This window comes from Rhodococcus sp. 06-235-1A, assembly GCF_002258785.1.
Classification (GTDB): Bacteria; Actinomycetota; Actinomycetes; order Mycobacteriales; family Mycobacteriaceae; genus Rhodococcoides.
The window spans coordinates 13,345-34,530 of the sequence record NZ_NOYI01000018.1 but is presented as its reverse complement, the minus strand read 5'-3'; the positions used below and the strand labels follow the sequence as shown (position 1 = coordinate 34,530).

The window sequence follows — 21,186 nt, the reverse complement described above, 5'->3', positions numbered from 1 at the left end:
ACCCCGATAGTCGACGCTTCAACCTCACGCCCGTCCGGATGAATGCGACCTTGTTGCACTCTGAGCGACTGAAACCCACATCGATCCCAGCCGGGGGTGGGGTCGTCAGGAGCGGCGCAGCGCCAGCAGCTTGTCCTTCGAGCGTTGCAGCGTGCCCCGGTTCGCCCCGGTCGGCCAGGCGTTGGGCAGCTCGATCGGATCGGTCAGGCGGCCGGCGTTGAAGTCGTCGACCAGATGGCCGACGGTTTCTTGGGCGCAGGATTTGTTGGTGCCGATGAATCCAGAGGGGCCGCGCTTGATCCAACCGGTGACATAGCTGCCCACCGAAGTCTGCCCACCGGATTCGTGAAGTACACGACCGCCGGTGTTGGGAATGATGCCGGCTCGGTCGTCGAACGGAACTCCGGGGAGCGCAACGCCGCGGTAGCCGATGGAGGTGAGGACGAGCCCGGCCTCGATGCTGTCCACGTCACCGGTAGGGGTGCTGCGCACCACGTCGTCAGTGTCCGCGGAAAGGCCCATTCGGTCGAACTCGATTCCCGTGACGCGATCGGTGCCCAGGATCCTGGTGGGGGAGAGAAGGTAGCGCAGAGTGATTCGCTTGCGGCCGTCGCTGTGCTCGGGGGATTCGTCGACGTGGCGAAGCAATTGCAGCTTCTGCGCCACGGCGTGGGGTAGGTCGTCGGTCGCGGCGAGACGGACGGTGACCGGATCGAGCGCGAGTTCGCTACGGTCGATGGCCAGGTCGATATCGGGGACGGTCAACAATCCGGCGAACTCGGGCACGGTGAAGGCAGACTGTGCCACACCGCGTCGGCCGACGATGACGACTTCACGAACGGCGCTGTGGCGCAGAGCGTCCAACGCGTACGGTGCGATGTCGGTCTGGGCGAGCGCCTCCGGATTCATCGTCAGAATGCGGGCTACGTCGAGTGCGACGTTGCCGTTACCGACGACGACGGCGCGTTCGTGCGAGAGGTCGAACGTGCGATGCGCGTGATCGGGGTGGCCGTTGTACCAGGCGACGAAATCGGTTGCCGAAGTGCGCCCCGGCAATTCGGCTCCTGGAATGCGAAGTTCGCGATCCGATGATGCCCCGACCGCGTAGATCACGGCGTGGTGGGTGTCCATCAACTCGTCGTGGGTGATGTCTCTACCGACCTCGACACCGAGGTGGTAGGTGAATCCCTCTTGCGCGGAGATCGTTTCGAACAAGCGGGACACCTGACGCGTCTTCTGATGATCGGGTGCGACGCCCAGTCGAGCGAGACCGTGCGGTTGCGGAAGTCGGTCGTAGACATCGACTCTCACGCCCGGTTGGGTGAGCAGCTCGTCTGCGGCGTACATGGCCGACGGACCCGATCCGACGATCGCAACTCGAAGCGGCTGGCGATCCCTCGATACCGATGCTGCCGGGGTCACCGGTGCCAGGATCGGCCGAGGGGGACGCTCCTGCTTGTAGAAATCCGCGTTGATCGTCAAGAACGGCAGTTGCGCCTCGGTCAATTTCGCCTGCGGCACAATGGCATCGACGGGACAGGCCGAAACGCACGCGCCGCAGTCGACACACGATTGCGGGTCGATGTGCAACATTTCCGCCGTCAGGAAGTCCGGCTCGTCGGGGGTGGGATGAATGCAGTTGACGGGACACGCGTAGACGCACGATGCGTCGCTGCAACATGATTGGGTGACGACGTGGGGCATGAGGGGTTCCTGACGGCGGAGGCAAGAATGGCTGAGCGGCGAGAGGGCTATGCGGCGAACTGGCTCGAGCTACGGTCGGGTTCGCTGCGGAAACGCGACGCTTTGCCGTCGATTCCGCACAGCTTCCACATCAGGCGAGCGGCGCGATTCATCATGCCGGTGTCGGTGGCCAGCATGCGCACATCTCCGAAGTAATCCTGGAGCGCGTGCTGGGATTCCTCGGTGCCCCAGAACAGGTCCTTCTTCACCTGCTTGGGGATGTCGAACTTCGTCCAGAACTTCTTCGGCGGAATGACGATGACGTCGCACAGGATGCGCATCGTGATCGGGAAGGCCAACGAGAGCAGGAACCGTCCGGCCTTGGACATCTTGGGAACGCGCCGACGCAGCAACTGGTGGGCGAACGAGATGTGCCGCGCTTCCTCCGCGACGTGAATCGCCATGACGCTCTGCATGATCGGGTGGATTTCTTCACCGGACCGCAGGACGGACTTCTGAATGTGGTCGATGGGCTCCTCGCCGGCGAGAACGCCGACGAAGAACAGCTCGGGTAGCAGCGTGGCAAACAGAGGGATGAACGGCGAGAGCATCTTCATGGGCCGGCTCATGCCGGGGGCGTCGGAATCGACGCGGTTGACCATCTCCTGGAACATCAGGGTGTGGTTGCACTCTTCGATGGATTCGTGGGTGCAGTAGCGTGCCTCGGCCGAGCCGTTGGGCAGCGAGAACACGTACTGCATCATGCCGCGGATCAGGATGTTCTCGAACTGAAGGCCGACCTTGGCGACGTTGGCCTGGCGCCACATGCCGATCTCGATCTGCTTCTCCAGGGGAAGCGCGCGGTACCAGGCGTGGCCACCGATCGGATCCGTCTTGACCGGAAGGACCCAGCGAGGATCGTTCGCGGGCACCGCGAACTTCTCGGACTCCCAGTCGATGTCGACATACGGATCGAAGTGCTTGTGCACAGAACCCTCGGACAGCAGGGTGAGTGTCTCGTTGTACTGCTGTTCGTCCGTGGCGTCGGTATCGACCGAAACGGACGTAGTGCCTGTCGTCAGTGTCATGGCTTCTCCAAACGAGGTGCGAACATAGAGTTAATGTAACCCCAGTTAACACGAAAGGGAAGCGTGCGAGAGAAATCCTGTTCGGCTGCCGCCTACTGTTCGTCCGAAAGCTCGTCGGAAATCTCTGCGACCTCGTCGGTCTCGAACAGCTGCAGCTGGATCGCCGATGGATCGACTACCGGTGTGACCTGCTCGGGAGTGCTGCGCAGCACCTCGCGCAGTGCCGCGACCGCCCCGGCCCAGTTGCCCGCCTCTCGATCGGCCTCGTCGACGTCGCAATGCTCGTCGCCCAGATCGGCGGCAATTGCCATCCCACGCCACGACGCCTCCTGTTCTGCACTGATGCGCAGGTACGAGACGACGACGTCGCGGTCGGACGAGCAACAGGCGAGAACCGCATCTGGGTCGAGCGGCTCGTCGGACTCGGCAACCAGGTCGACCAACTCCAGCAGACCGTCCGGAAAGTCGACTGCATCGACCGCGGGCGGCGTCGGCTCCCCGAGTGCTCCACCGAAGTCCTCGGCGAACTTCTCGTCGACCTGCTCCCACACATGGCTCAGCATCCGGACAGCCCACAGCAGGTGATCGGCGACGAAGGGCGAGCCGCTGACCCGAACCTGAGCGACGATGCAGTCCTGAACCAGGTGCAACATCACGTCGGGGAGTTGCAAATTGAGGTCGACCAGCAGCTCGGCGGCGCGAGTGCGGCCGGATACCGCGTGTACCAGCGTCGAATTGATCTCGACCACCGGCTCGGTGGGCTTGACCGACACGTACGCGGTGCCGCCCGCGAACCGCAGGGGAATGTCCCCGTCGAGATCGTGATCCGGCGGGAACCCGAACCACGGCTCGAGCGCCCGATCGACCAACTGCTGCAGATGTTCTTTTCCCTTGGGCTGCACGCACAGCGGAACGACGGTGATACCGGGTTCTGGAGTGTCGACGTCGAAACTCGGCACGTCGTATCGGCCGGTGGCGCGTGAGCTCAGGAACGACGGGTGCGGCAGACCCCAGATGTCACGGAATACCGCAACGGTCTTCTTCGCCAGATCGTCGGACCACGATCGATTTCGGTCCACATGCGGTGCCGTCGGCTCCGTGTCGACGGACATGTGAAACCCCAACGCGCCGAGAGCTTCTCGCTGCTCGGCGTTGATTGCCCGGCTGCTGTGCAGGTGCTCGTTCGCTGGAATTTCGCAGCGGACCATATCGAGATCCCAGGCATAGAACTGCACGCAGGCGGCGGTATCGGGAACACCGTCGGTGCTGTCGTATCGCGACTCGACCACCAATGCGTCACCGTCACGCATCGCGTTGACGTAGTCGCCGAGTCTGCGCTGGAACTGCATCCAGGCAGCGTCGACGTCGAAGTCGAACTCGAGTGAATCGCTCATGTCGGCTCCTTACCCAGATCGCGCTGACGTAACGCGCACTCGATCACGCTAGCGGCGACCACCGACACGGTCTCGGCGCTCGCGAGAGCGGTCACGACGACGCCGAATCCTCGACCGAGCTGCGGAGCGGGTCGTCGAGAGACTCGTCGTCGATCACGCCGAATGGCTGCGCTTCGGCCACACCGTCCAGAACTGCCGGACGCAATGCGTGCGGAACGGCGAGTACTTCCTCGATCCGGACGAGGATGCCCTGCTCGATGAGAGATCGAACGCGGTGGTCGATCAACTGAGCCGTACGCAGATCCTCACCTTCCAGGTCGGCGTAGTCCTCGCCCTGGTTGTCGAGCGGGAGCTCTTCGGTCATCGCGGCGAGCAACGTCTGCACCGCGAACGTGTTCGCCAGCGATCGCGACACATCGGGGTCGTCGGCATCTCCCGACAGCTGCACGCGCACGTGCTCGGCAACCAACTCGTGGACTGTCTCGGCACCCCGACCGGCCAAAGAATGGGCGTTGTCGCCCGGCTTCGCGGTGTCACCGTCGATCCGAATCAATCCGGTGGCAATCGCCGTCGACCAATAATCGACCGTAGCTTCCTTGTCGAGCTGGGCTGGATCGAGGGGCATCGAGCCGATTGCGCGTTGTAGGTCGGCGTCGTCGGCCACGGCCAGGCCGTCGGAAACGCGCAGGACGATGTCGTCCAGGGCAGGCAGAAGTGGCAGCGCCGAGATCGCGGAGAGTTCCTGCGCCAGGGAGACGTCGGGTAGATCGATGTCGTCGGCGTCGAGCATGTCGGGTTCGTCGCCCTCGAGGAAGTCCGACAGGTCGTCCATGCAGTGCGCGTAATCCTCGGGCGTGCCGTCCCAGAGGTCGGTCTCGTCGAGGAAGGTCAGATACTGCAGAGACGTGAGTACGAGATTGATTGCCGTGTCCTCGGCCGTGTCGGACTCGTCCTGCAGAATGCGTTCGGCGGCGTCCACCAGCAGGTGCGCGTCGGCCGGCAGCCAGGCACTGGGGGAGAAGCCGGGGCGTGCTCCGGACAGCTGAGTCAGCGTCGACGACACGAGCCGTGAGATCGCCTCCGACTGTTCCGACATCTCGCTTTCGTCCAGCCACTCGACGAATCCGTCGATCAGATCGGCGATCCGTTCGCTGTCGGCACCGGTCGGTGCCGGTCGGGATTGCTGGTGACGCCGTTGCCGGGCCTTGGTCTTTTCTGCGCGTTTCTGTCCGCGGTTGGCAGGCCGCTTCGATCCCATGCCTGCCAGCTTATCTGCTGGGATGTCCGGTTTCGTCGATCCATGTCCTCAGCCGAGCAGGAACGAGCCGGCCGACGCAGGAAGAGCCGAATTCGAGGCACGGCGATACAGCTCTGCGGGGCGGCCGCCGCCTGCGGTCGAGGTTGCGCCTGTCCCTTGCAGTGAGCCGATGACGTGGCGTCGGAATGTGTCCTTCGGTAGAGGGCGATCGAACACGATCTCGTACAGCTCGCGTAGCTCGAGAAGGGTGAACTCCTCGTCCAGTAGTCGTGCTGGATCCACGTCGCGCGCATAGTGGTCACGGAGGTCGAAGACTGCCGCCGCCACCATGTCGTCGTGGTCGAAGGCCAGCGACGTCGTCGGTCTCGAATTTTCGACGAGCACGAATTCTGTTGATGCAGGCAATGATCGAGTCGAGACCGCCGCGCTGTGCGCCATCGACAGAACCCATCCGCGATCGTCGCGGTCCGGGTTGTCGAACATTCTCAGTTGATGGAACGTGAGATCGACCAAGCCGGCCTTGGTCCGTAATGCGCGACCTGCGGCCTCGGCGAGATTCTCCTTCGGGTGCAGGAACGTGCCCGGGAGCGCACGGCCTCGTTCCGATGGCACCACGACGACGTGCAATTGCCGTTCGCGGACGGTCAGTACCGCCACGTCGACCGCCACGGAGGGGCGGGGGTAGTCGGTCAGAGCGTTGCCGTGTCGGTCTCGCCAGGTCATGTCTTGCATCTTAGCGCGCATGTGATCTATGGTTAGCGCAACTTCGATCTAAGGGGTTCGCATGCAGTTGACGGATATTCAGCGCGACAGAGCGAGGGGAGTGCTTCTCGGAACCGCTGTGGGTGACGCTCTTGGCGCCGGCTACGAATTCGGGTACCCCACGCCCGAGACGACGATCGGCATGATCGGGGGCGGTGCATTCGATTGGGCACCGGGCGAATGGACCGACGACACCTCGATGGCGCTCTGCGTCGCGCGTGCCCTCGAAACCGGCGGAGACGTCGACGACATCGCCGCGAACTTTCGCGCGTGGTTCGCCCAGAACCCGCCCGACGTGGGAAATCAAACTCGCGCCGTGTTGTCGCAAACCACACACGGTGGCGCCGACATGACTCGCGCCGCAGCATCGTTGTCGGGTAGAACCGGTGGCAACGGATCGCTCATGCGCACTGCGCCGGTCGCCTTGGCCTACCTCGACGACGCGGCGGGATGTCGAGCTGCTGCGGCGCGGATCAGTGCCTTGACGCATTCCGACCCCCGGGCCGGTGAGGCGTGTCAATTATGGAGTCACGCAATCAGATACGCGGTTCGCTGCGGCACGTACGACGGCGTGACCGAGTTTCTCGACACGGCCGACGACGGGGTTCGCGCCTTCTGGCAGCCATTGATCCGTCAGGCCCACGAGGGGCAGCCGTCCGACTTTCCGAACAACGGCTGGGTGGTCCACGCTCTGCAGACCGCATGGTGGGCAATCCAGGGATCTGCCGACGCTGACCGGCCCTTGCCCGCCGCCCTCGAACTGTGTGTCCGCGCGGGCGGCGACACCGACACCACGGCGGCCATCGCCGGAGGACTCCTCGGAGCCAGGTGGGGCGCATCTGCGGTACCGAGCGAATGGCGCGACATCGTCCACGGCTACCCAGGGTTGCGCGCCGACGATCTCGACCGAATCACCTCGAACATCACTGCAGTGAAGGAACTTTCATGACAATCATCGACGTCGTCCAGGGCGACATCACGGATGTGGCCGCGGGTGCCATCGTCAACGCCGCCAACACGCGCCTGCTCGGCGGCGGCGGAGTGGACGGTGCCGTACACCGAGCCGGTGGGCCGGAGATACTCGCGGAATGCAAGGCGCTGCGGGCCACCACCCTGCCGCACGGCCTCGACATCGGTGCAGCCGTCGCGACCACTGCGGGTCGGCTACGAGCCGCCTGTGTCATCCACACCGTCGGCCCACGGTATTCCCGGCACGAGGACAGATCGGAGCTGCTGCGGCTGTGCTACGCACGGAGTCTGGCTCTCGCTGCATCGATGAATCTGAAGTCCATCGCATTTCCCCTGATATCCGGCGGATCCTTCGGATGGCCGATGCAAGATGCGGTTACCCAACAGGTCGTGGCGGTCAAGGCAGCCCGGCCCTCGGTCGACCTCGTCATGCTGGTCGCCTACACCCGCGAAAGCGCGGACCTGACGCGGCAGTTGGTGGGTTAGCAGCGGTCAGGTGTCACAGCCGATCCCGTCCTTGTCGCGGTCGAGTTTCAGGCTGTAGCCCGGCTCACCGGCGTAGATCGGAGCTGCCCCCGCCGCCCGGACCGCGTCGCAATTGGCGTACGAGACAACGGGAGGCACTGCGGCCAACGGCGCAGGAGCGGTGTAGACGGGCTCGGGTGTGTACACCGGCTCGGGGACGTACACGGGCTCGGGATCCGGCAGGGGGACGTACTCCGTTGTCGTCGGCACCTCGACGACCTCGGCGACGGCTTCGGTCGTCGGGGCTGCGGTGGTGGTCGTGGCCGGTGCCGGTGTCGTGGTGGAAGGCGTCGTTGAGACGGTCGTCGTGACGGTCGGCAACGCAGGCACGGCAGCGACCGGTGCGACGGCGGTCGGGGTCTCGGACTCGGTCGTTGTGGTCAGTCCCATCACGAACAGGGCGGGGAGGATGGCGATGGCCGGTACCGCCCAGACCTTTCGACCCCGCACGGGTGACGTGCGCAGGTACGTTACTCCGGTGCCGACCAGCAACGCGCCGACGAGTGCCGCACCGAACTCGAACGAGATTATTGCGCCGATCAGAAAGAACGCCCCGAAAACAATTGCGGCCCAAGCGAAAAACTTCCCGAAGAGCGGGCGACGCGGTGTCTGCGGTTCGGGCGCTGGGCGTCGAAAGGGTGGCGGGTAGGCACTGGTCATGTCGAGTCCGTTCGGGTCGCGAGAGGTGGCGATGTCGCGGCCGAGATGTCACCCGCGAGACCGGAAGCAACCGCCTCGTCCTGATCGAACCGGTCGGTCGCATTTCCGCTCACCATGTCGCACCGACTCGGTTCGTCGTTACATCCCGTAAGAGAACGCCAACCGCCCGATCAATAGAGCTCGCGAAAGCCGCCGATCGCCGTGATGGAGTTGCCGTCGGGATCGGAGACCGTCGACAGTCTGACTCCTTTGTTCGCGTCCACGATGTTGCCGAAGTCGATGCCGCGGGAGCGAGCGGCATCGACGAACGCCTCGATGTCTTCGACGGCAACATTGAACTGCGACGAGCCCGCTCTGTCGGGATCGACCGTCACCTGCACCCATGCAGCGGGGGAGGCCTGCCACTCCACCAAACTCGGCATCGGATTGTTGTCTGCCGGCTGATCGAACAGCTTCTCGTACCAATCTCGTGCCGAGTCGATATCGCGCACTGCGACCACAGCCAACACGTGTGTGAACATTCCGTTCTCCTTCGTTTCGTAGCGGGCTCACAGATACAGACCGAGCTCGGCGGCCCGACTCATCGCGCAGAACGTGTCGCCAGGCTCGAGTAGGGTCGTCACGAGTCCGAAATCGGTCTCTCCGTCACGAGCAGGCAGGGGAACGCAACGGTGTTGACGCTCCACCGCGCCGAACGCGCAGGAACACTCGCGGCCGCGCTCGCCGATGTCCTGTCCGTGCCGTTGAACGACTGCTTCGCGGCCGAGATCGTTTCTGTCCCGGCGAAGGGCGTCGAGCGATGGCTCACCCAACGACTGTCGAGCACCCTGGGCGGTGCGGAAGGCGACGGCATCGCCGCGAACATCGACTTTCCCAGTCCGGCGAGGCTGGTCTCGCGTGCCATCGGCTCGGTCGACGATGTCGACCCGGACGACGATCCCTGGGCGCCGGGCCGAGTGCTCTGGACTGCACTGAATGCCATCGACGACTGCCGTACCGAACCGTGGGCCGCGGTGCTGTTCAAACACCTGGGTGCAGGTTCCGAGGATCATCGTGTGGGACGTCGCTGGTCGACGGCATCGCATGTGGCGGAGTTGTTCCGCGCGTACGGATCTCAACGTCCACAGATGGTTCGGGATTGGTACGCGGGTCGATTCACCGACGGTCACGGCACCGACCTCGACAGCGACTTGCTGTGGCAACCACGACTGTGGAACATGATGCGCGAGCGGATCGGCAGCCCGAGCCCGGCGGAACGGCTGCCCGAAGCGTGCGCCCGACTCCGGGATGCGCCGGAATCGGTCGACCTACCGGATCGGTTGTCGGTGTTCGGTGCCACCCGTCTGACAACCGATCAGCTCGACGTACTGGGTGCGCTCTCCGAGCACCGCGACGTGCACATCTGGGTTCCGCATCCCAGCCCGGTGATGTGGAACGCACTCGCGAACATTCCCGCAGTGACGCGGCGGCGGGACGACGCGACGGCTCTGGCCGTCGAACACCCACTGTTGGCGAGCCTGTCGCGTGACGTGCGGGAACTACAGGCCACGATGGGGGCGGTCGCGACGCACTCCGTCCACCACGAAGCCCCTCGGATCGCGAACACCCTGCTCGGCCGAATTCAATCGGACATCGCCGATGACGTATCACCCAGCGCCGCAGAGGAATCCGAAGTAGGTGTGACGAGTGCGGACGGTACCGCTGCAGATGACACCGTTGTAGATGACATAGTTGCAGATGGCACAGTGCAGATTCACGCATGTCATGGACCTGCCAGGCAGGTCGAAGTTCTGCGGGAGGCGCTGCTGCACCTGTTTGCGGGCGATCCGACGCTCGAACCACGGGACGTACTGGTGATGTGCCCGGACGTCGAGACCTACGCGCCGCTGATTCGCGCCAACTTCGGGCAGGCTGCGCTGGTGCATCCGGGACACCGCCTGCGTGTGCGACTCGCCGATCGCGGTTTGCGCCGCACCAACCCCGTGCTGGACGTCATCGCGACTGTTCTGGATTTCTCCGAGGGTCGGGTGACGGCGAGCGAGCTGCTGGACTTCGCTGCAAGTGGCCCGGTCCGTGAGAAGTTCTCGTTCACCGACGACGAACTCGAGCGGCTCCGTGAGTGGGTGACGACCTCCGGTGCGCGCTGGGGGCTGACGGTTCGGCAACGAGAAGCATTCGGTCTGAACAACTTTCGCCAGAACACCTTCAAGTCGGCACTCGACCGCATCCTCCTCGGGGTGGCAGCGGACGAGACCCGGAACGAGTTCCTCGATCTCGCGCTTCCTCTCGATGATGTCGACAGCAACGACATCACGCTCGCCGGTCGTCTCGCCGAGCTCGTCGATCGGCTCGCCTCGGTGCTGCGGGCCTTGGCCGGCCCGGCAACGGTGACCGAGTGGACGCGGCAACTGGGACGCGCGCTCGACCTGCTCGCCGATGTGCCCACCGCTGACGAATGGCAACTTGCACAAGCGCATCGCGAGATCGCAGACGCCACCGAACACGGTGGGTCTGCCGAGCTGAGACTGGCAGACGTTCGTGCCATGCTGGCCGGGAGGCTGGCAGGACGACCCACGCGAGCGAACTTCCGAACCGGTGATCTGACCGTGTGCACCATGGTCCCGATGCGATCGGTACCGCACCGAGTGGTGGTGCTCCTCGGGCTCGACGACGAGGTGTTCCCGCGCGTGGGAAGTATCGACGGAGACGACATCCTCGCCCGCGATCCGGCCCTCGGCGAGCGAGACATTCGCAGCGAGGATCGGCAACTGCTGCTCGACGCGGTGATGTCGGCCGAGGAGAAGCTCCTGCTGTTCTACACCGGAGCCGACCCCGTCGACGGTTCGGTCAAGCCACCGGCAATCCCACTGCGCGAACTGATGGACGTGCTCGAGGTGACCGCGCGCAGAAGCGTCGAACATCGGCATCCACTGCAGCCGTTCGACCCTCGGAACTTCGAGGCCGAACAACCGTTCAGCTTCGACACCGTGGCGCTGGCCGGAGCGGTATCGCAGCAACGGGTGCCTCAGGCCGCGCCTCCGTTCCTGCCCGATGCGCTCCCTCCGGCGGATCGAGGGGACGTGGAACTCGCCGATGTGATCGCTTTCGTCGAGAATCCGGTGCAGGCCTTTCTGCGTCAGCGGCTGGGCTTTCGCGTTCCTGAGCTAGAGGACGATGTGGCCGACAGTCTCGACATCGAGCTGGACCCGTTGTCTCGGTGGAACATCGGCGATCGGATGCTCGCCGCCGTACTCGCGGGCGGAGACATCGGAGAATTCGCCGATGCCGAGTGGAGGCGTGGCACGCTCCCGCCGTTCCATCAGGGCCGTCGCGAGATGTCCGACATTCGACAGATCGTCGGGATCATCGCCGACGCGGCCGCGCCGTTCCACGAGGGACCGGCCGAGACCACCGATGTGTCGGTCGATCTCGGCGACGGACGACGTCTGACCGGTACCGTCACCGGAATTCACGGCCGAACTCTGGCGCGTTCGTCCTATTCTCGTCTCGCACCAAAGCATCGACTGGCGGCATGGGTCCGGTTGTTGGCGGTGGCCGCATCCCAGCCGGGGGAGTGGAGCGCTGTCACGATCGGGCGCGCGAGCGGCATGCGCCCACCTCGTCGATCTCGACTGACGGTGCCTCGCGATCCGGTGGCGACCCTGCGGCAATTGGTGGATCTCCGTGATCGTGGGTTGGCGTCGCCGTTGCCGATATCGACCGGCACTGCATCGGCCTACGCGGAGAAGCGGTTCGGAGGCGGATCCATCGAGGACGGTTACGAGTCCGCCGGCTGGGCGTGGCGAGGAGACTTCGGCGACGGAAACGATCGCTCGTTGCGGTACGTACACGGCCCGACCCTGTCGTTCCAGACATTGATCGTCGCGCCCCCGCTGTCCGACGAAACCGAACCGTCCAACGAGACGAGCCGCTTCGGGATTCTCGCCCGAACACTGTGGGACCCGCTGCTGTCCGCCGAGAACAGGGGGAATGCATGAGCGCCGCCCGCGGATTCGATCTGCTCGGTCCGATGCCGACCGGTACCACCGTGCTCGAGGCCAGCGCCGGTACCGGCAAGACGTACGCGATCGTCGGATTGGCCGCGCGGTACGTCGCGGAGGGCATCGCCGAGATCTCCGACCTGCTTCTGGTGACGTTCAGCCGGGCTGCAACCCAGGAACTCCGCGATCGCACCCGCAGCAGATTCGCGTCGATCGCCCGGCACCTCGCAGATCCGGAAGCTGCTCGCGCAGAACGAGATCCATTGGTGGTATTTCTGGCATCGGCCGATGACGCCGAGGTGGATCGACGTCGGAGGAGATTGCGGAAGGCGCTGTCGGACTTCGACTCAGGCACCATCGTCACCACTCACAGCTTCTGTCAGCGCATGCTCGACGGGCTGGGCATCGCGGGTGAGCGTGAACCCGAATCGACGTTCGTCGAATCGGTGTCGGACCTACTCGAACAGGTCGTGGACGATCTGTATCTGCAGATGTTCAGCGGCGACGACGAAGCGCCGGCATTCAGCCGACCGGATGCGTTGCAGTTGGCCCTGGCCGCTGTGGGCGATCAACAGTCGATTCTGTACCCCGATACCGAGGACATCGACGGTGACGAGGGCAATCGCGAGTCTGCACTGCGGGTGCGGTTCGCCCGAGAAGCGCGACGGGAAGTCGAACGTCGCAAACGCCTGCTCGGGGTGCGTGACTACAACGATCTGCTCGGACTGTTGCATTCGGTGTTGTCCGACCCTGTGCACGGCGACGCCGCCTGTGCGCGAGTGCGAGATCGATTCCGCGTGGTGCTGATCGACGAGTTCCAGGACACGGACCCGATGCAGTGGGACATTCTCCGGCGGGCGTTCCACGGATCGACGACGCTCATTCTCGTCGGCGATCCCAAGCAGGCCATCTACGCGTTCCGCGGAGCCGAAGTACTCAGCTACCTCGACGCAGTGGAATCGGCAGACCATCTGTACGAGCTCACTGCCAATTGGCGCAGCGATTCCGGGCTACTCGACGCGCTGCACCACCTGTACGGCGATGCAGCGCTCGGGCACGACGACATCGTGGTCCACCGAGTCGAGGCCCGAAACCCGCCCTCTCGGATGGTCGGACATGCACCGCTACGGCTGCGCTACCTTCCGCGAACGGGCGCAGGCCCTCTGCGACAGGGATTTCCGGCAGTCGATCGACTTCGATCGAGAGTCGCTGCCGACGTCGCGGCGGACATCGTGGCGCTGCTGTCGGGACAATCCGTGATCGATCGGCCCGACGGGCCCCGCGTTGTCGAACCGCGAGACATCGCCGTGCTGACCCGAACGACCAAGCAGGTAGCGCTGATTCGCGACGCGCTGGACGCCGTGGGCGTCCCCTCGGTCGTGTCGAGCAGCACCAGCGTGTTCGGCACCGAGAGCGCCCGACACTGGTTGTGGCTGCTGCAGGCGATCGAACAACCGCATCGCACCGACCGCGTTCGTCTTGCCGCCCTGACCCCCTTGCTCGGGTGGACTGCTGCTCAGCTCGACTCCGGGGCCGAGGACGCCCTGTCTCAGGTCAGCAGCCGACTACGTGAGTACTCGATGCTGTTCGACGAGGCCGGGTTCGCGGCAGTCTTCGAGCGGGTGTCGGCCCAGTCCGGCCTCGACGCCCGTTTGCTGGCGGTCGAGGCAGGCGAGCGGACCATGACCGATCTGCGGCACATCGCCCAATTACTCAATCGCGCAGCGGTATCCGAGTCCTTCGGAATCACCGCCCTCACCCGCTGGTTGACCGACCGCATCAAGGAACCGGCAGCAGGCGGATCGACCGACCGCAGCCGTCGACTGGACAGTGATTCCGCAGCAGTGCAGATCATGACGACACACGGCAGCAAGGGGCTCGAATTTCCCGTCGTCTATCTGCCGTACGCGTGGGACGCGTTGTACTTCAGCAAGCCCTCGACTCTGCTGTTGCACGAGAACGGCAACCGCATCCGGGACGTCGGCGGACCCTCCGGACTGGGTTACGCGGCCAGGAAGATCGTCAACGATCAGGAGGAGGCCGGCGAGGAACTGCGACTGTTGTACGTCGGACTCACCCGTGCCGAGAGTCAGATCGTGCTGTGGTGGGCACCGGGGCGAAACACGGCGACGTCCTCGCTGCACCGCATGCTGTTCGGTCGCATTCCCGGAATTCCTCAGCCGGAGCCGTCGTACAAGGTTCTCGACGATGCAACCACCGCGAACCGTCTCCAATCCTGGGTCGGGTCGGCTGCCGATCTCGTGTCGGTGGAACCGGTGGGGCCCAGTGCGCCCTCCACCGAACACTGGAACCGGCCCGAAGATGAACTGCTCGACGTTGCGGCCGCGCGGTTCGACCGAACGCTTGACCTGCTGTGGCGTCGAACGTCGTACTCTGCGTTGACAGCTCACGCCCATGACGGCGCGCCCGTCCAGCCGGAGGTGGGAGTGACCAGCGAGACCGAACACCCCGAGAAGACGGACGAGCCTGCCGAACCGGCGGTGGGTGTTGACGAACAGCCGGAGGGGATCGCGTCCCCGATGAACGGTATGCCCGCCGGTGCGGCGTTCGGAACGCTCGTGCACGAGGCGCTCGAACACGTCGACACCTCTGCCCCCGATCTGCTCGCCGAACTCCAGCTGCGCTGCACCGCTGCGGTCGCACGTCGCATGGCAGAGGTCGATCCGGTGGAATTGGCCGCCGCCCTTCTGCCGGTGATGCGGACGCCGTTGGGTTTCGGGACGCTTGCCGACGTCGCACCGTCCGACCATCTGGCGGAACTGGATTTCGAGTTACCTCTGGCCGGAGGGGACGATCCGGTGGCGACGACGGTAACCCTGAAATCCGTTGCGCGCCTTATGCGTCGCCACCTCGACGCGGACGACGTGCTCGCGGCCTATCCCGACCTGCTCGACGGCATCGAGACGACACCGTTGCGCGGTTTTCTCACCGGCAGTATCGACTCCGTTCTGCGCGTGCCCGGACCGCGCTACGTCGTGGTGGACTACAAGACCAACCGGCTTGCCCGGGGTGATCTGACCACCGGCAATTTCACCCGCGAGAAGATGGCTCAGGAAATGATGCGCTCGCACTATCCATTGCAGGCGATCCTGTATGCCGTTGCGCTGCATCGATATCTGCGATGGCGTCAGCCGGATTACGACCCGCAGGTACATCTCGGTGGAGTCCGGTACCTGTTCGTGCGAGGCATGGTGGGACCGCAGACCCCCGCCGGGTGCGGGGTATTCGATTGGAATCCGCCCGCAGCGCTGGTGGTCGACCTCTCGGACCTGCTCGCCGGAAAGGTGTCTCGATGACGAGCGTGGGGACAGCGCTGCGCGGCAGCGGAATTCTGCGCACGTTCAACGACGCCGGTGTGTTGTCGGCGGCCGACGTGCACGTGGCGCTGCGTCTGGGCGCGCTTGCTGGGGAGTCGTCCGAGCACATCATGCTGGCCACTGCGTTGACGGTGCGCGCCGTCCGATCCGGATCGGTATGCCTCGATCTTCGACGGCTGCGCGATGTGATGGTCGACGAGGATTCCGACGTCGATCCGAGTGAACTTCCGTGGCCCGATCTCGACGAGGTCCTCGGCGCGCTCGAAGCCAGCCCGCTGGTGGTCGGTAGTGCGAACGGACCGTTGACACCCTTGAAGCTCGTCCACACCGATGAGGGTGAGCTGCTGTATCTGGACCGATACCACCTGCAGGAGAGCACGGTTCGAGATGTTCTCGCGCAGCGGTCGCAGTCCCACCCGGCCGCCGATGCTGACCGGATCGGCAACGCTCTGGCCGAGTTGTTCGTGGACGAATCCGGTGCACCGACGGCCGCACCCGATCGTCAGCGGATAGCGGCAGCGTTGGCGGCCACACAGTGGACCACAGTGATCGCCGGCGGGCCGGGAACCGGTAAGACCCACACGGTGGCTCGAATTCTCGCACTGCTCGTCCGCGAACACGGCAGCGATCTGCGCATCGGGTTGGCGGCACCCACCGGCAAGGCCGCCGCTCGATTGCAAGAATCGGTGTCCGAGCAGGCCGTACCGCTCGGACTTCCGGCAGACCTCAAAGCGATGACCTTGCACCGGCTTCTGGGCTGGAAGCCCGGCAGCAAGACGAGATTTCGGCACGACGCCGAGAACCGCCTGCCCTACGACGTCATCGTCGTGGACGAGACCTCGATGGTGTCTCTGACGATGATGTGCCGCCTGCTCGAAGCCGTCCGCCCCGAATCACGACTGATTCTCGTGGGTGACCCGGATCAGTTGACGTCCGTCGATGCGGGCGCGGTGTTGGCCGATCTCGTGGCACGCCCGGTCACCGGCACCGAGAACCCGGTGTTGACACAGCTCGTCGAGCAGGACTTCGCCGCCGCCGAGGATCCATCGGAAGCCTCCCTGAGCCCGTTCGAGCGAGACCGACTGCGCGGCGGCGTCGTTCGCCTCAGCCGCGGCAGACGATTCGGCGGAGCGATCGCCAGGTTGGCGGTGGCCGTGCGCGATGGTCGGGACGACGAGGTGATGGCGCTGCTCCGATCCGGCGACGAGCAGATTTCCTTCCACGGCCCGGAGGACGTGGACGCGCTGCGCTCCGACGTGGTCGAGACGTCAGCCGAGGTCACCGCCGCAGCAGCAGCCGGAGATGCTGCCGCAGCTCTGCTCGGGCTGGAGAAGCACCGATTGCTGTGCGCGCACAGGGAGGGCCGGTGGGGCGTCTCGAGATGGGATCGACAGGCGATGGAGTGGGTCGGGGAGGGGAGTGGTACGTTTCCCGATCCCTCGCTCTGGTACCCCGGTCAGCCGCTGTTGGTGACGGCGAACGATCACGAAGCACGAATTTACAACGGCGACACCGGCGTTGTGGTGTTGGGAGACAACGGAACTCCGATGGCGGCGTTCGCCCGAGGACACGGCCACGTGTTGATCCACCCGAACGTGCTCTCGTCGGTGCACACGGTGTACGCGATGACGATCCACCGAAGCCAGGGCAGTCAGTACGACACTGTCTCGGTTCTTCTCCCGGCCGAGGCGTCGACATTGCTGACTCGAGAGTTGCTCTACACCGCGATCACCCGCGCGCGATCGCATGTGCGGGTTATCGGTACCGAGGATGCCATCCGCGCGGGCGTCGAGCGTCAGGTGTTGCGGGCAAGCGGTCTTCGACGAAAAATCCTGTAGCTCGTCAACTGCACGCGTGCCGGTCCGCCGTCGTGGCAGCCTCGATGCTGCGTGCGACCGAAAGCCACGTGCGAGCCAGATCGGTCCACACCACCACCGAGCCGTCTCGACCGGCGAGGGCGGTGCGGCGGGCCCGCTCGGCTGCCGACCGATGCAGCGTCACGGCACGATCTCTCAGATCGTCGAGGTCACCGTCGATGCACACGGACCGTACGGTGTGAGCGTCGACCCGGCGACCGATCAACTGGCACAACGCTTGCAGCGACTGCAGCTCGGCGGGAACGTCGGAGTGTGTGTCCGAAGGATCCTCCTCCGAGTCGGTGGCAACCGTGCGGCCGACGAATCCTCGCTGCAGGTCCACAGGACCCGACGACGCGCCGTCTGCCGCGACGCCCCAGACACTGAGGAACGAGGGGTGGGGAACGTTCCAGATCTCGCGGAACGCAAGCGTGATCATCTCGGCCACGAGCGCAGCATCGGCTCGCGAGTCGGTTCGCGTGAGATCGATGACCGACCCGTCCGCAACCGGCTTGCCGCGGTTCAGCCACCCGAACTCGACCAACTGCACATCCATGCCGACCGCATCCTGGGCGTCCGGGTACAGCAGAGACGGGATTGCTGCGACCGTGATCAGGACGCCGGTATCCGTCGCAGCCACATCGATGTACGGCCGTAACCCACGCTCGCCCGGGCTGGCCTGGGCGGCGGTGACCGTGATGTAATCCTGCCTCGGCAGGGACCGAAGACATGCGTGCAGATTCTCGGTGAACGTGGCCCACGCGAGCGCAGTCGTGGAGTCGAAACGGCCGTTCTGCAGTACGTTCACGGTGCAAACCCTCTTCTCGGACGAGAACTGATGCCTGTGGTTCAGACGGTAGCGAGGGGGTCCGACAAGAACGCGGGTGTCAGTACACGTCCCGAAGGTAGCGCTTGGATCTCTTGAGCTCGTTGACGTAGTCCTCGGCGGCATCGGGAGAGCGGCCGCCGTGCTCGGCGACTATCTCGTGTAGGGCCTCGTCGACGCCTTTGGCCATGCGGGCCGCGTCACCGCAGACGTAGAGATGCGCGCCGGCTTCGAGCCAGCCGTACAGCTGGCGGCCCGCGTCACTCATGCGGTGTTGCACGTAGATCTTCTCGTGCTGGTCGCGGGAGAAGGCCAGATCGAGTCGAGTCAGCAGGCCGTCACGCTCGAATTCGGTGAGCTCGTCCTCGTAGAGAAAATCGCTCGACCGGTGCTGGTCTCCGAAGAACAGCCAATTGTCTCCTGTCGCCCCACGCGCGCGACGCTCGTGGAGGAACGCTCGAAACGGTGCGACTCCGGTTCCTGGCCCGATCATGATGATCGGGGTGTCGTCGGACGGGAGTCGGAAGGACTTGTTGGCCGACAGAAACACACCCGCTTCCTGGCCGTCGCCGATTCGGTCGGCGAGGTACGTCGAGCAGACTCCACCGCGATCACGCTCGGCCGATCGGTATCTGACGGTGGACACCGTCAGATGCACAGTGCCTTCGTGGGCGATCGGTGACGACGAGATCGAGTAGACACGATGTTGCAATGGACGCAGCAAGCCGAGAAATTCGGCGGGATCGAAGGCAGGTGACCGGTCGAGGTCGAGAACGTCCACGACATCACGTCCCCACGTCCAGGCGTCGAACGATGCTCGGTCGCCGTTCTGCAATACGTGATCGAGTTCTGCGTCACCGGCGTGTTCGGCCACGGCCTCGATCAGATCCATGGACGGGATGCCGATTTCGTACTCCGTCGTCAGCGCCTGTGCGAGCGTGATCTCACCGGACTTGGTGTGCACGGCGGTGTCGGCGGGCACCCCGAGCCGGTCGACGACGGCCGAGACCAGCGCCGCGTCGTTGACTGGTTTGACTCCGAAGCCATCGCCGGCCTGGTAGTCGATACCGCTGTCGCCGAGCGCGATCGCGAAGTGCCGAACTTCCTTGGCCGACGTGGGACCGGACAGACGTCGGTTGCTCACGATCCGAGCGCGATAGGGATTCTTCCGATTCCACGGAGAACGCTTCGGTGCGGTCTTGGTGGTGCCGGGATCGCCGGTTGCAGCGTCGATGTCCTGTACCTGCCTTGCCATTGCCGTCGTCACGGTCTGTGTCGGGTGAAGGGTAGAACCCTGTGAACCCTAGTGGGCACCGCCGGTGCCGCGGTGGAGGACCTCGATACCGTCCACGGAGTAGACGACGTCGTATCCGCTGGACAACGCCCGGTCGATCGCCTGCCGATCGCCTGCCTCGTCCGTCGGCCACCCGGCGGGCCGTTCGCGGTTGACGACGATCCAGTTCGGGACCGTCGAATCGGTGGCACGCTGTGGAAAGACCGATATGTCGTGATCGGCGACGAGTTGAGCCACGAGATTGTTCGACGCCGCAACCCGATCACCCTTGGGAATCCACTGCGAGATGTCCCGGGCTGTCGCTGCCTGCGGATCGATCGTCCACTCCTGTGCATGCACCATGCGCGCCATCGGTAGGAACGGCAACGCCACGACTGCGAAGACGGCTACGAACGCGACGATGTAGTGGCGGCCTCGTCGGCTGAGCTGACCGTGCCGGTGGCTGCGCGCGAACGCGTCGAGCAAGGCGACGAACACGATCACCATCAGGATCGCGTTGTAGTGGTAGATGGGCTTCCAGAAATTGGTGTTGTCACTGACAAACCGCCATGCGACCGTCGGGACAGCGATCAGGAGGAGCGGCGAGCGCAGGGCGAAGAATCCGGTGACCGCGAGCAGCAGAAAGGCTGTCGCCGCCCGAGAATCGCCTGCCACCAAGCCGTGTGCGGTGTCCGCGATGCCTTCACCCAGCGGGGGCAGCTTCGACCCCTGGTCGTACGAGTTGTCGGAGCTGAGCATCGGGATGATCACCTTGACGGCGAGGATCACCCAGGCCAAGCCCCAGACGGCCGTGAGTATGCCCAGGACGCGGGTTCGTCCGCTCGCCCACAGTGCCACCAGCGCGCCGATCACGACGACTGTCAGACCCATGTCCTCTTTGACGAAGACCAGAGGCAGAGCCCAGGCCAGGGCAGGTAGCCAACGCTGACGAACGAGGGCAACCATCGACATCGCCAGCAGAGGCATCGCGAACGCCACTTCGTGGAAGTCGAAATTCAGCGCCGCTTGAATACCCCAGGACAGCCCGAACGCCGCAGCGATCACGACCCCGACGATAGTGCCGAACTTCTGTACAGCCAGCCTGCTGATGGGGATCACTGCAGACGCGAACAACACGGCCTGCGCGATCAGCAAGGTCTCGGCGTACGGGAACACCCGGTAGACGGGACCCAGCAACGCCGTGATGGGCGAGAAATGATCGCCGAGCGTGTTGTAGCCGGTACCCAGCAGGTCCGAGGTCGGTGCGCGAAACTGCGAATACGACGCAACCTGCTGGACGAATATCCCCAGATCGAATCCGGATGTGCGGAGTTGCCGATGTCCCAGCACGGACATCGTCGCGTACAGGCTCGCCAGAACCGCGAAGGAGATGGCGGGCACCACCGTCTCGGCAGTGCGGAATCTCGCGTACCGGTCGGCGGACCCACTTTCGTCGGCAGCAGTGTCGACAGTGTCGGCATCGGTGACGACCGTGGATTTCTCGGTAGTGGTCACGAGAACCGATGTCTACAGCATGGACGTGAGATGTTCCT

The 21,186-nt window shown here is 64.7% G+C and carries 14 protein-coding genes and 1 pseudogene; 5 read left to right on the top strand and 10 right to left on the bottom strand.

The genetic code is table 11. The features are described from left to right. Positions 1 to 105: 105 nt before the first annotated feature. The 5 genes from CH275_RS17120 to CH275_RS17100 form a co-directional block, all read right to left on the bottom strand. Positions 106 to 1,704 carry an FAD-dependent oxidoreductase gene (locus CH275_RS17120; protein ID WP_094679546.1) on the bottom strand — a complete coding sequence of 533 codons (1,599 nt, stop codon included), beginning with the start codon at positions 1,702 to 1,704 and terminating at the stop codon, positions 106 to 108. 47 nt (positions 1,705 to 1,751) lie between these two features. Beyond that, positions 1,752 to 2,771: an AurF N-oxygenase family protein gene (locus CH275_RS17115; RefSeq protein WP_094679545.1), complete on the bottom strand. Its 1,020-nt coding sequence runs from the start codon at positions 2,769 to 2,771 to the stop codon at positions 1,752 to 1,754. 92 nt (positions 2,772 to 2,863) lie between these two features. Beyond that, complete coding sequence (locus tag CH275_RS17110) at positions 2,864 to 4,165, bottom strand: T3SS (YopN, CesT) and YbjN peptide-binding chaperone 1 (protein ID WP_094679544.1); 1,302 nt, start codon at positions 4,163 to 4,165, stop codon at positions 2,864 to 2,866. 91 nt (positions 4,166 to 4,256) lie between these two features. Continuing rightward, positions 4,257 to 5,423: a hypothetical protein gene (locus tag CH275_RS17105; protein WP_094679543.1), complete on the bottom strand. Its 1,167-nt coding sequence runs from the start codon at positions 5,421 to 5,423 to the stop codon at positions 4,257 to 4,259. 48 nt (positions 5,424 to 5,471) lie between these two features. Continuing rightward, positions 5,472 to 6,146 carry an NUDIX hydrolase gene (locus CH275_RS17100; RefSeq protein WP_094679655.1) on the bottom strand — a complete coding sequence of 225 codons (675 nt, stop codon included), beginning with the start codon at positions 6,144 to 6,146 and terminating at the stop codon, positions 5,472 to 5,474. A 61-nt stretch (positions 6,147 to 6,207) separates the two neighbouring features. Between CH275_RS17100 and CH275_RS17095 the strand changes: the two genes are divergently transcribed. Both CH275_RS17095 and CH275_RS17090 read left to right on the top strand, forming a co-directional pair. Then, positions 6,208 to 7,134, top strand: coding sequence for an ADP-ribosylglycohydrolase family protein (locus CH275_RS17095; RefSeq protein WP_094679542.1), 927 nt, complete (start codon positions 6,208 to 6,210; stop codon positions 7,132 to 7,134). Further along, complete coding sequence (locus CH275_RS17090) at positions 7,131 to 7,640, top strand: O-acetyl-ADP-ribose deacetylase (RefSeq protein ID WP_094679541.1); 510 nt, start codon at positions 7,131 to 7,133, stop codon at positions 7,638 to 7,640. The genes CH275_RS17095 and CH275_RS17090 overlap by 4 nt, the downstream gene beginning before the upstream one ends. Before the next feature lie 6 nt (positions 7,641 to 7,646). On the opposite strand, the gene CH275_RS17085 is transcribed toward CH275_RS17090, so the two are convergent. After that, positions 7,647 to 8,339 (bottom strand): excalibur calcium-binding domain-containing protein, encoded by a 693-nt coding sequence (locus tag CH275_RS17085; RefSeq protein WP_094679540.1) that lies wholly within the window; start codon positions 8,337 to 8,339, stop codon positions 7,647 to 7,649. A gap of 170 nt (positions 8,340 to 8,509) precedes the next feature. Further along, positions 8,510 to 8,860, bottom strand: a complete 351-nt coding sequence (locus CH275_RS17080; RefSeq protein WP_094679539.1) for a VOC family protein — start codon at positions 8,858 to 8,860, stop codon at positions 8,510 to 8,512. A gap of 150 nt (positions 8,861 to 9,010) precedes the next feature. On the opposite strand from CH275_RS17080, the gene recC reads away from it, so the two are divergent. The 3 genes from recC to recD are packed head-to-tail and all read left to right on the top strand — an operon-like array spanning position 9,011 to position 17,516. Continuing rightward, positions 9,011 to 12,337 carry an exodeoxyribonuclease V subunit gamma gene (recC, locus tag CH275_RS17075; protein WP_094679538.1) on the top strand — a complete coding sequence of 1,109 codons (3,327 nt, stop codon included), beginning with the start codon at positions 9,011 to 9,013 and terminating at the stop codon, positions 12,335 to 12,337. Continuing rightward, positions 12,334 to 15,657 carry a UvrD-helicase domain-containing protein gene (locus tag CH275_RS17070; RefSeq protein WP_094679537.1) on the top strand — a complete coding sequence of 1,108 codons (3,324 nt, stop codon included), beginning with the start codon at positions 12,334 to 12,336 and terminating at the stop codon, positions 15,655 to 15,657. Before recC ends, CH275_RS17070 begins: the two co-directional genes overlap by 4 nt. Continuing rightward, entirely contained in the window at positions 15,654 to 17,516 is a 1,863-nt protein-coding gene (gene recD / locus CH275_RS17065) for an exodeoxyribonuclease V subunit alpha (RefSeq protein ID WP_094679536.1), read from the top strand. Before CH275_RS17070 ends, recD begins: the two co-directional genes overlap by 4 nt. 4 nt (positions 17,517 to 17,520) lie before the next feature. Here the strand turns inward: recD and CH275_RS17060 are convergent, their stop codons facing one another. The 3 genes and pseudogenes from CH275_RS17060 to CH275_RS17050 form a co-directional block, all read right to left on the bottom strand. Beyond that, positions 17,521 to 18,342: a TY-Chap domain-containing protein gene (locus CH275_RS17060; protein ID WP_094679535.1), complete on the bottom strand. Its 822-nt coding sequence runs from the start codon at positions 18,340 to 18,342 to the stop codon at positions 17,521 to 17,523. A gap of 79 nt (positions 18,343 to 18,421) precedes the next feature. Next, a pseudogene (locus CH275_RS17055) lies at positions 18,422 to 19,597 on the bottom strand (sulfite reductase subunit alpha); the annotation flags it as partial. A 66-nt stretch (positions 19,598 to 19,663) separates the two neighbouring features. After that, a complete protein-coding gene (locus CH275_RS17050; protein ID WP_094679533.1) occupies positions 19,664 to 21,148 on the bottom strand; it encodes a DUF2079 domain-containing protein in 1,485 nt (494 codons plus the stop codon). Between the last annotated feature and the right edge of the window lie 38 nt (positions 21,149 to 21,186).

Bases quoted from the DNA above. Each gene is read 5' to 3' on its own strand.
- CH275_RS17105 (WP_094679543.1), bottom strand. From the start codon at position 5,423: ATGGGATCGAAGCGGCCTGCCAACCGCGGACAGAAACGCGCAGAAAAG.
- CH275_RS17080 (WP_094679539.1), bottom strand. From the start codon at position 8,860: ATGTTCACACACGTGTTGGCTGTGGTCGCAGTGCGCGATATCGACTCG.
- CH275_RS17100 (WP_094679655.1), bottom strand. From the start codon at position 6,146: ATGACCTGGCGAGACCGACACGGCAACGCTCTGACCGACTACCCCCGC.
- CH275_RS17120 (WP_094679546.1), bottom strand. From the start codon at position 1,704: ATGCCCCACGTCGTCACCCAATCATGTTGCAGCGACGCATCGTGCGTC.
- CH275_RS17115 (WP_094679545.1), bottom strand. From the start codon at position 2,771: ATGACACTGACGACAGGCACTACGTCCGTTTCGGTCGATACCGACGCC.
- CH275_RS17070 (WP_094679537.1), top strand. From the start codon at position 12,334: ATGAGCGCCGCCCGCGGATTCGATCTGCTCGGTCCGATGCCGACCGGT.
- recD (WP_094679536.1), top strand. From the start codon at position 15,654: ATGACGAGCGTGGGGACAGCGCTGCGCGGCAGCGGAATTCTGCGCACG.
- CH275_RS17090 (WP_094679541.1), top strand. From the start codon at position 7,131: ATGACAATCATCGACGTCGTCCAGGGCGACATCACGGATGTGGCCGCG.
- CH275_RS17095 (WP_094679542.1), top strand. From the start codon at position 6,208: ATGCAGTTGACGGATATTCAGCGCGACAGAGCGAGGGGAGTGCTTCTC.
- CH275_RS17085 (WP_094679540.1), bottom strand. From the start codon at position 8,339: ATGACCAGTGCCTACCCGCCACCCTTTCGACGCCCAGCGCCCGAACCG.
- CH275_RS17110 (WP_094679544.1), bottom strand. From the start codon at position 4,165: ATGAGCGATTCACTCGAGTTCGACTTCGACGTCGACGCTGCCTGGATG.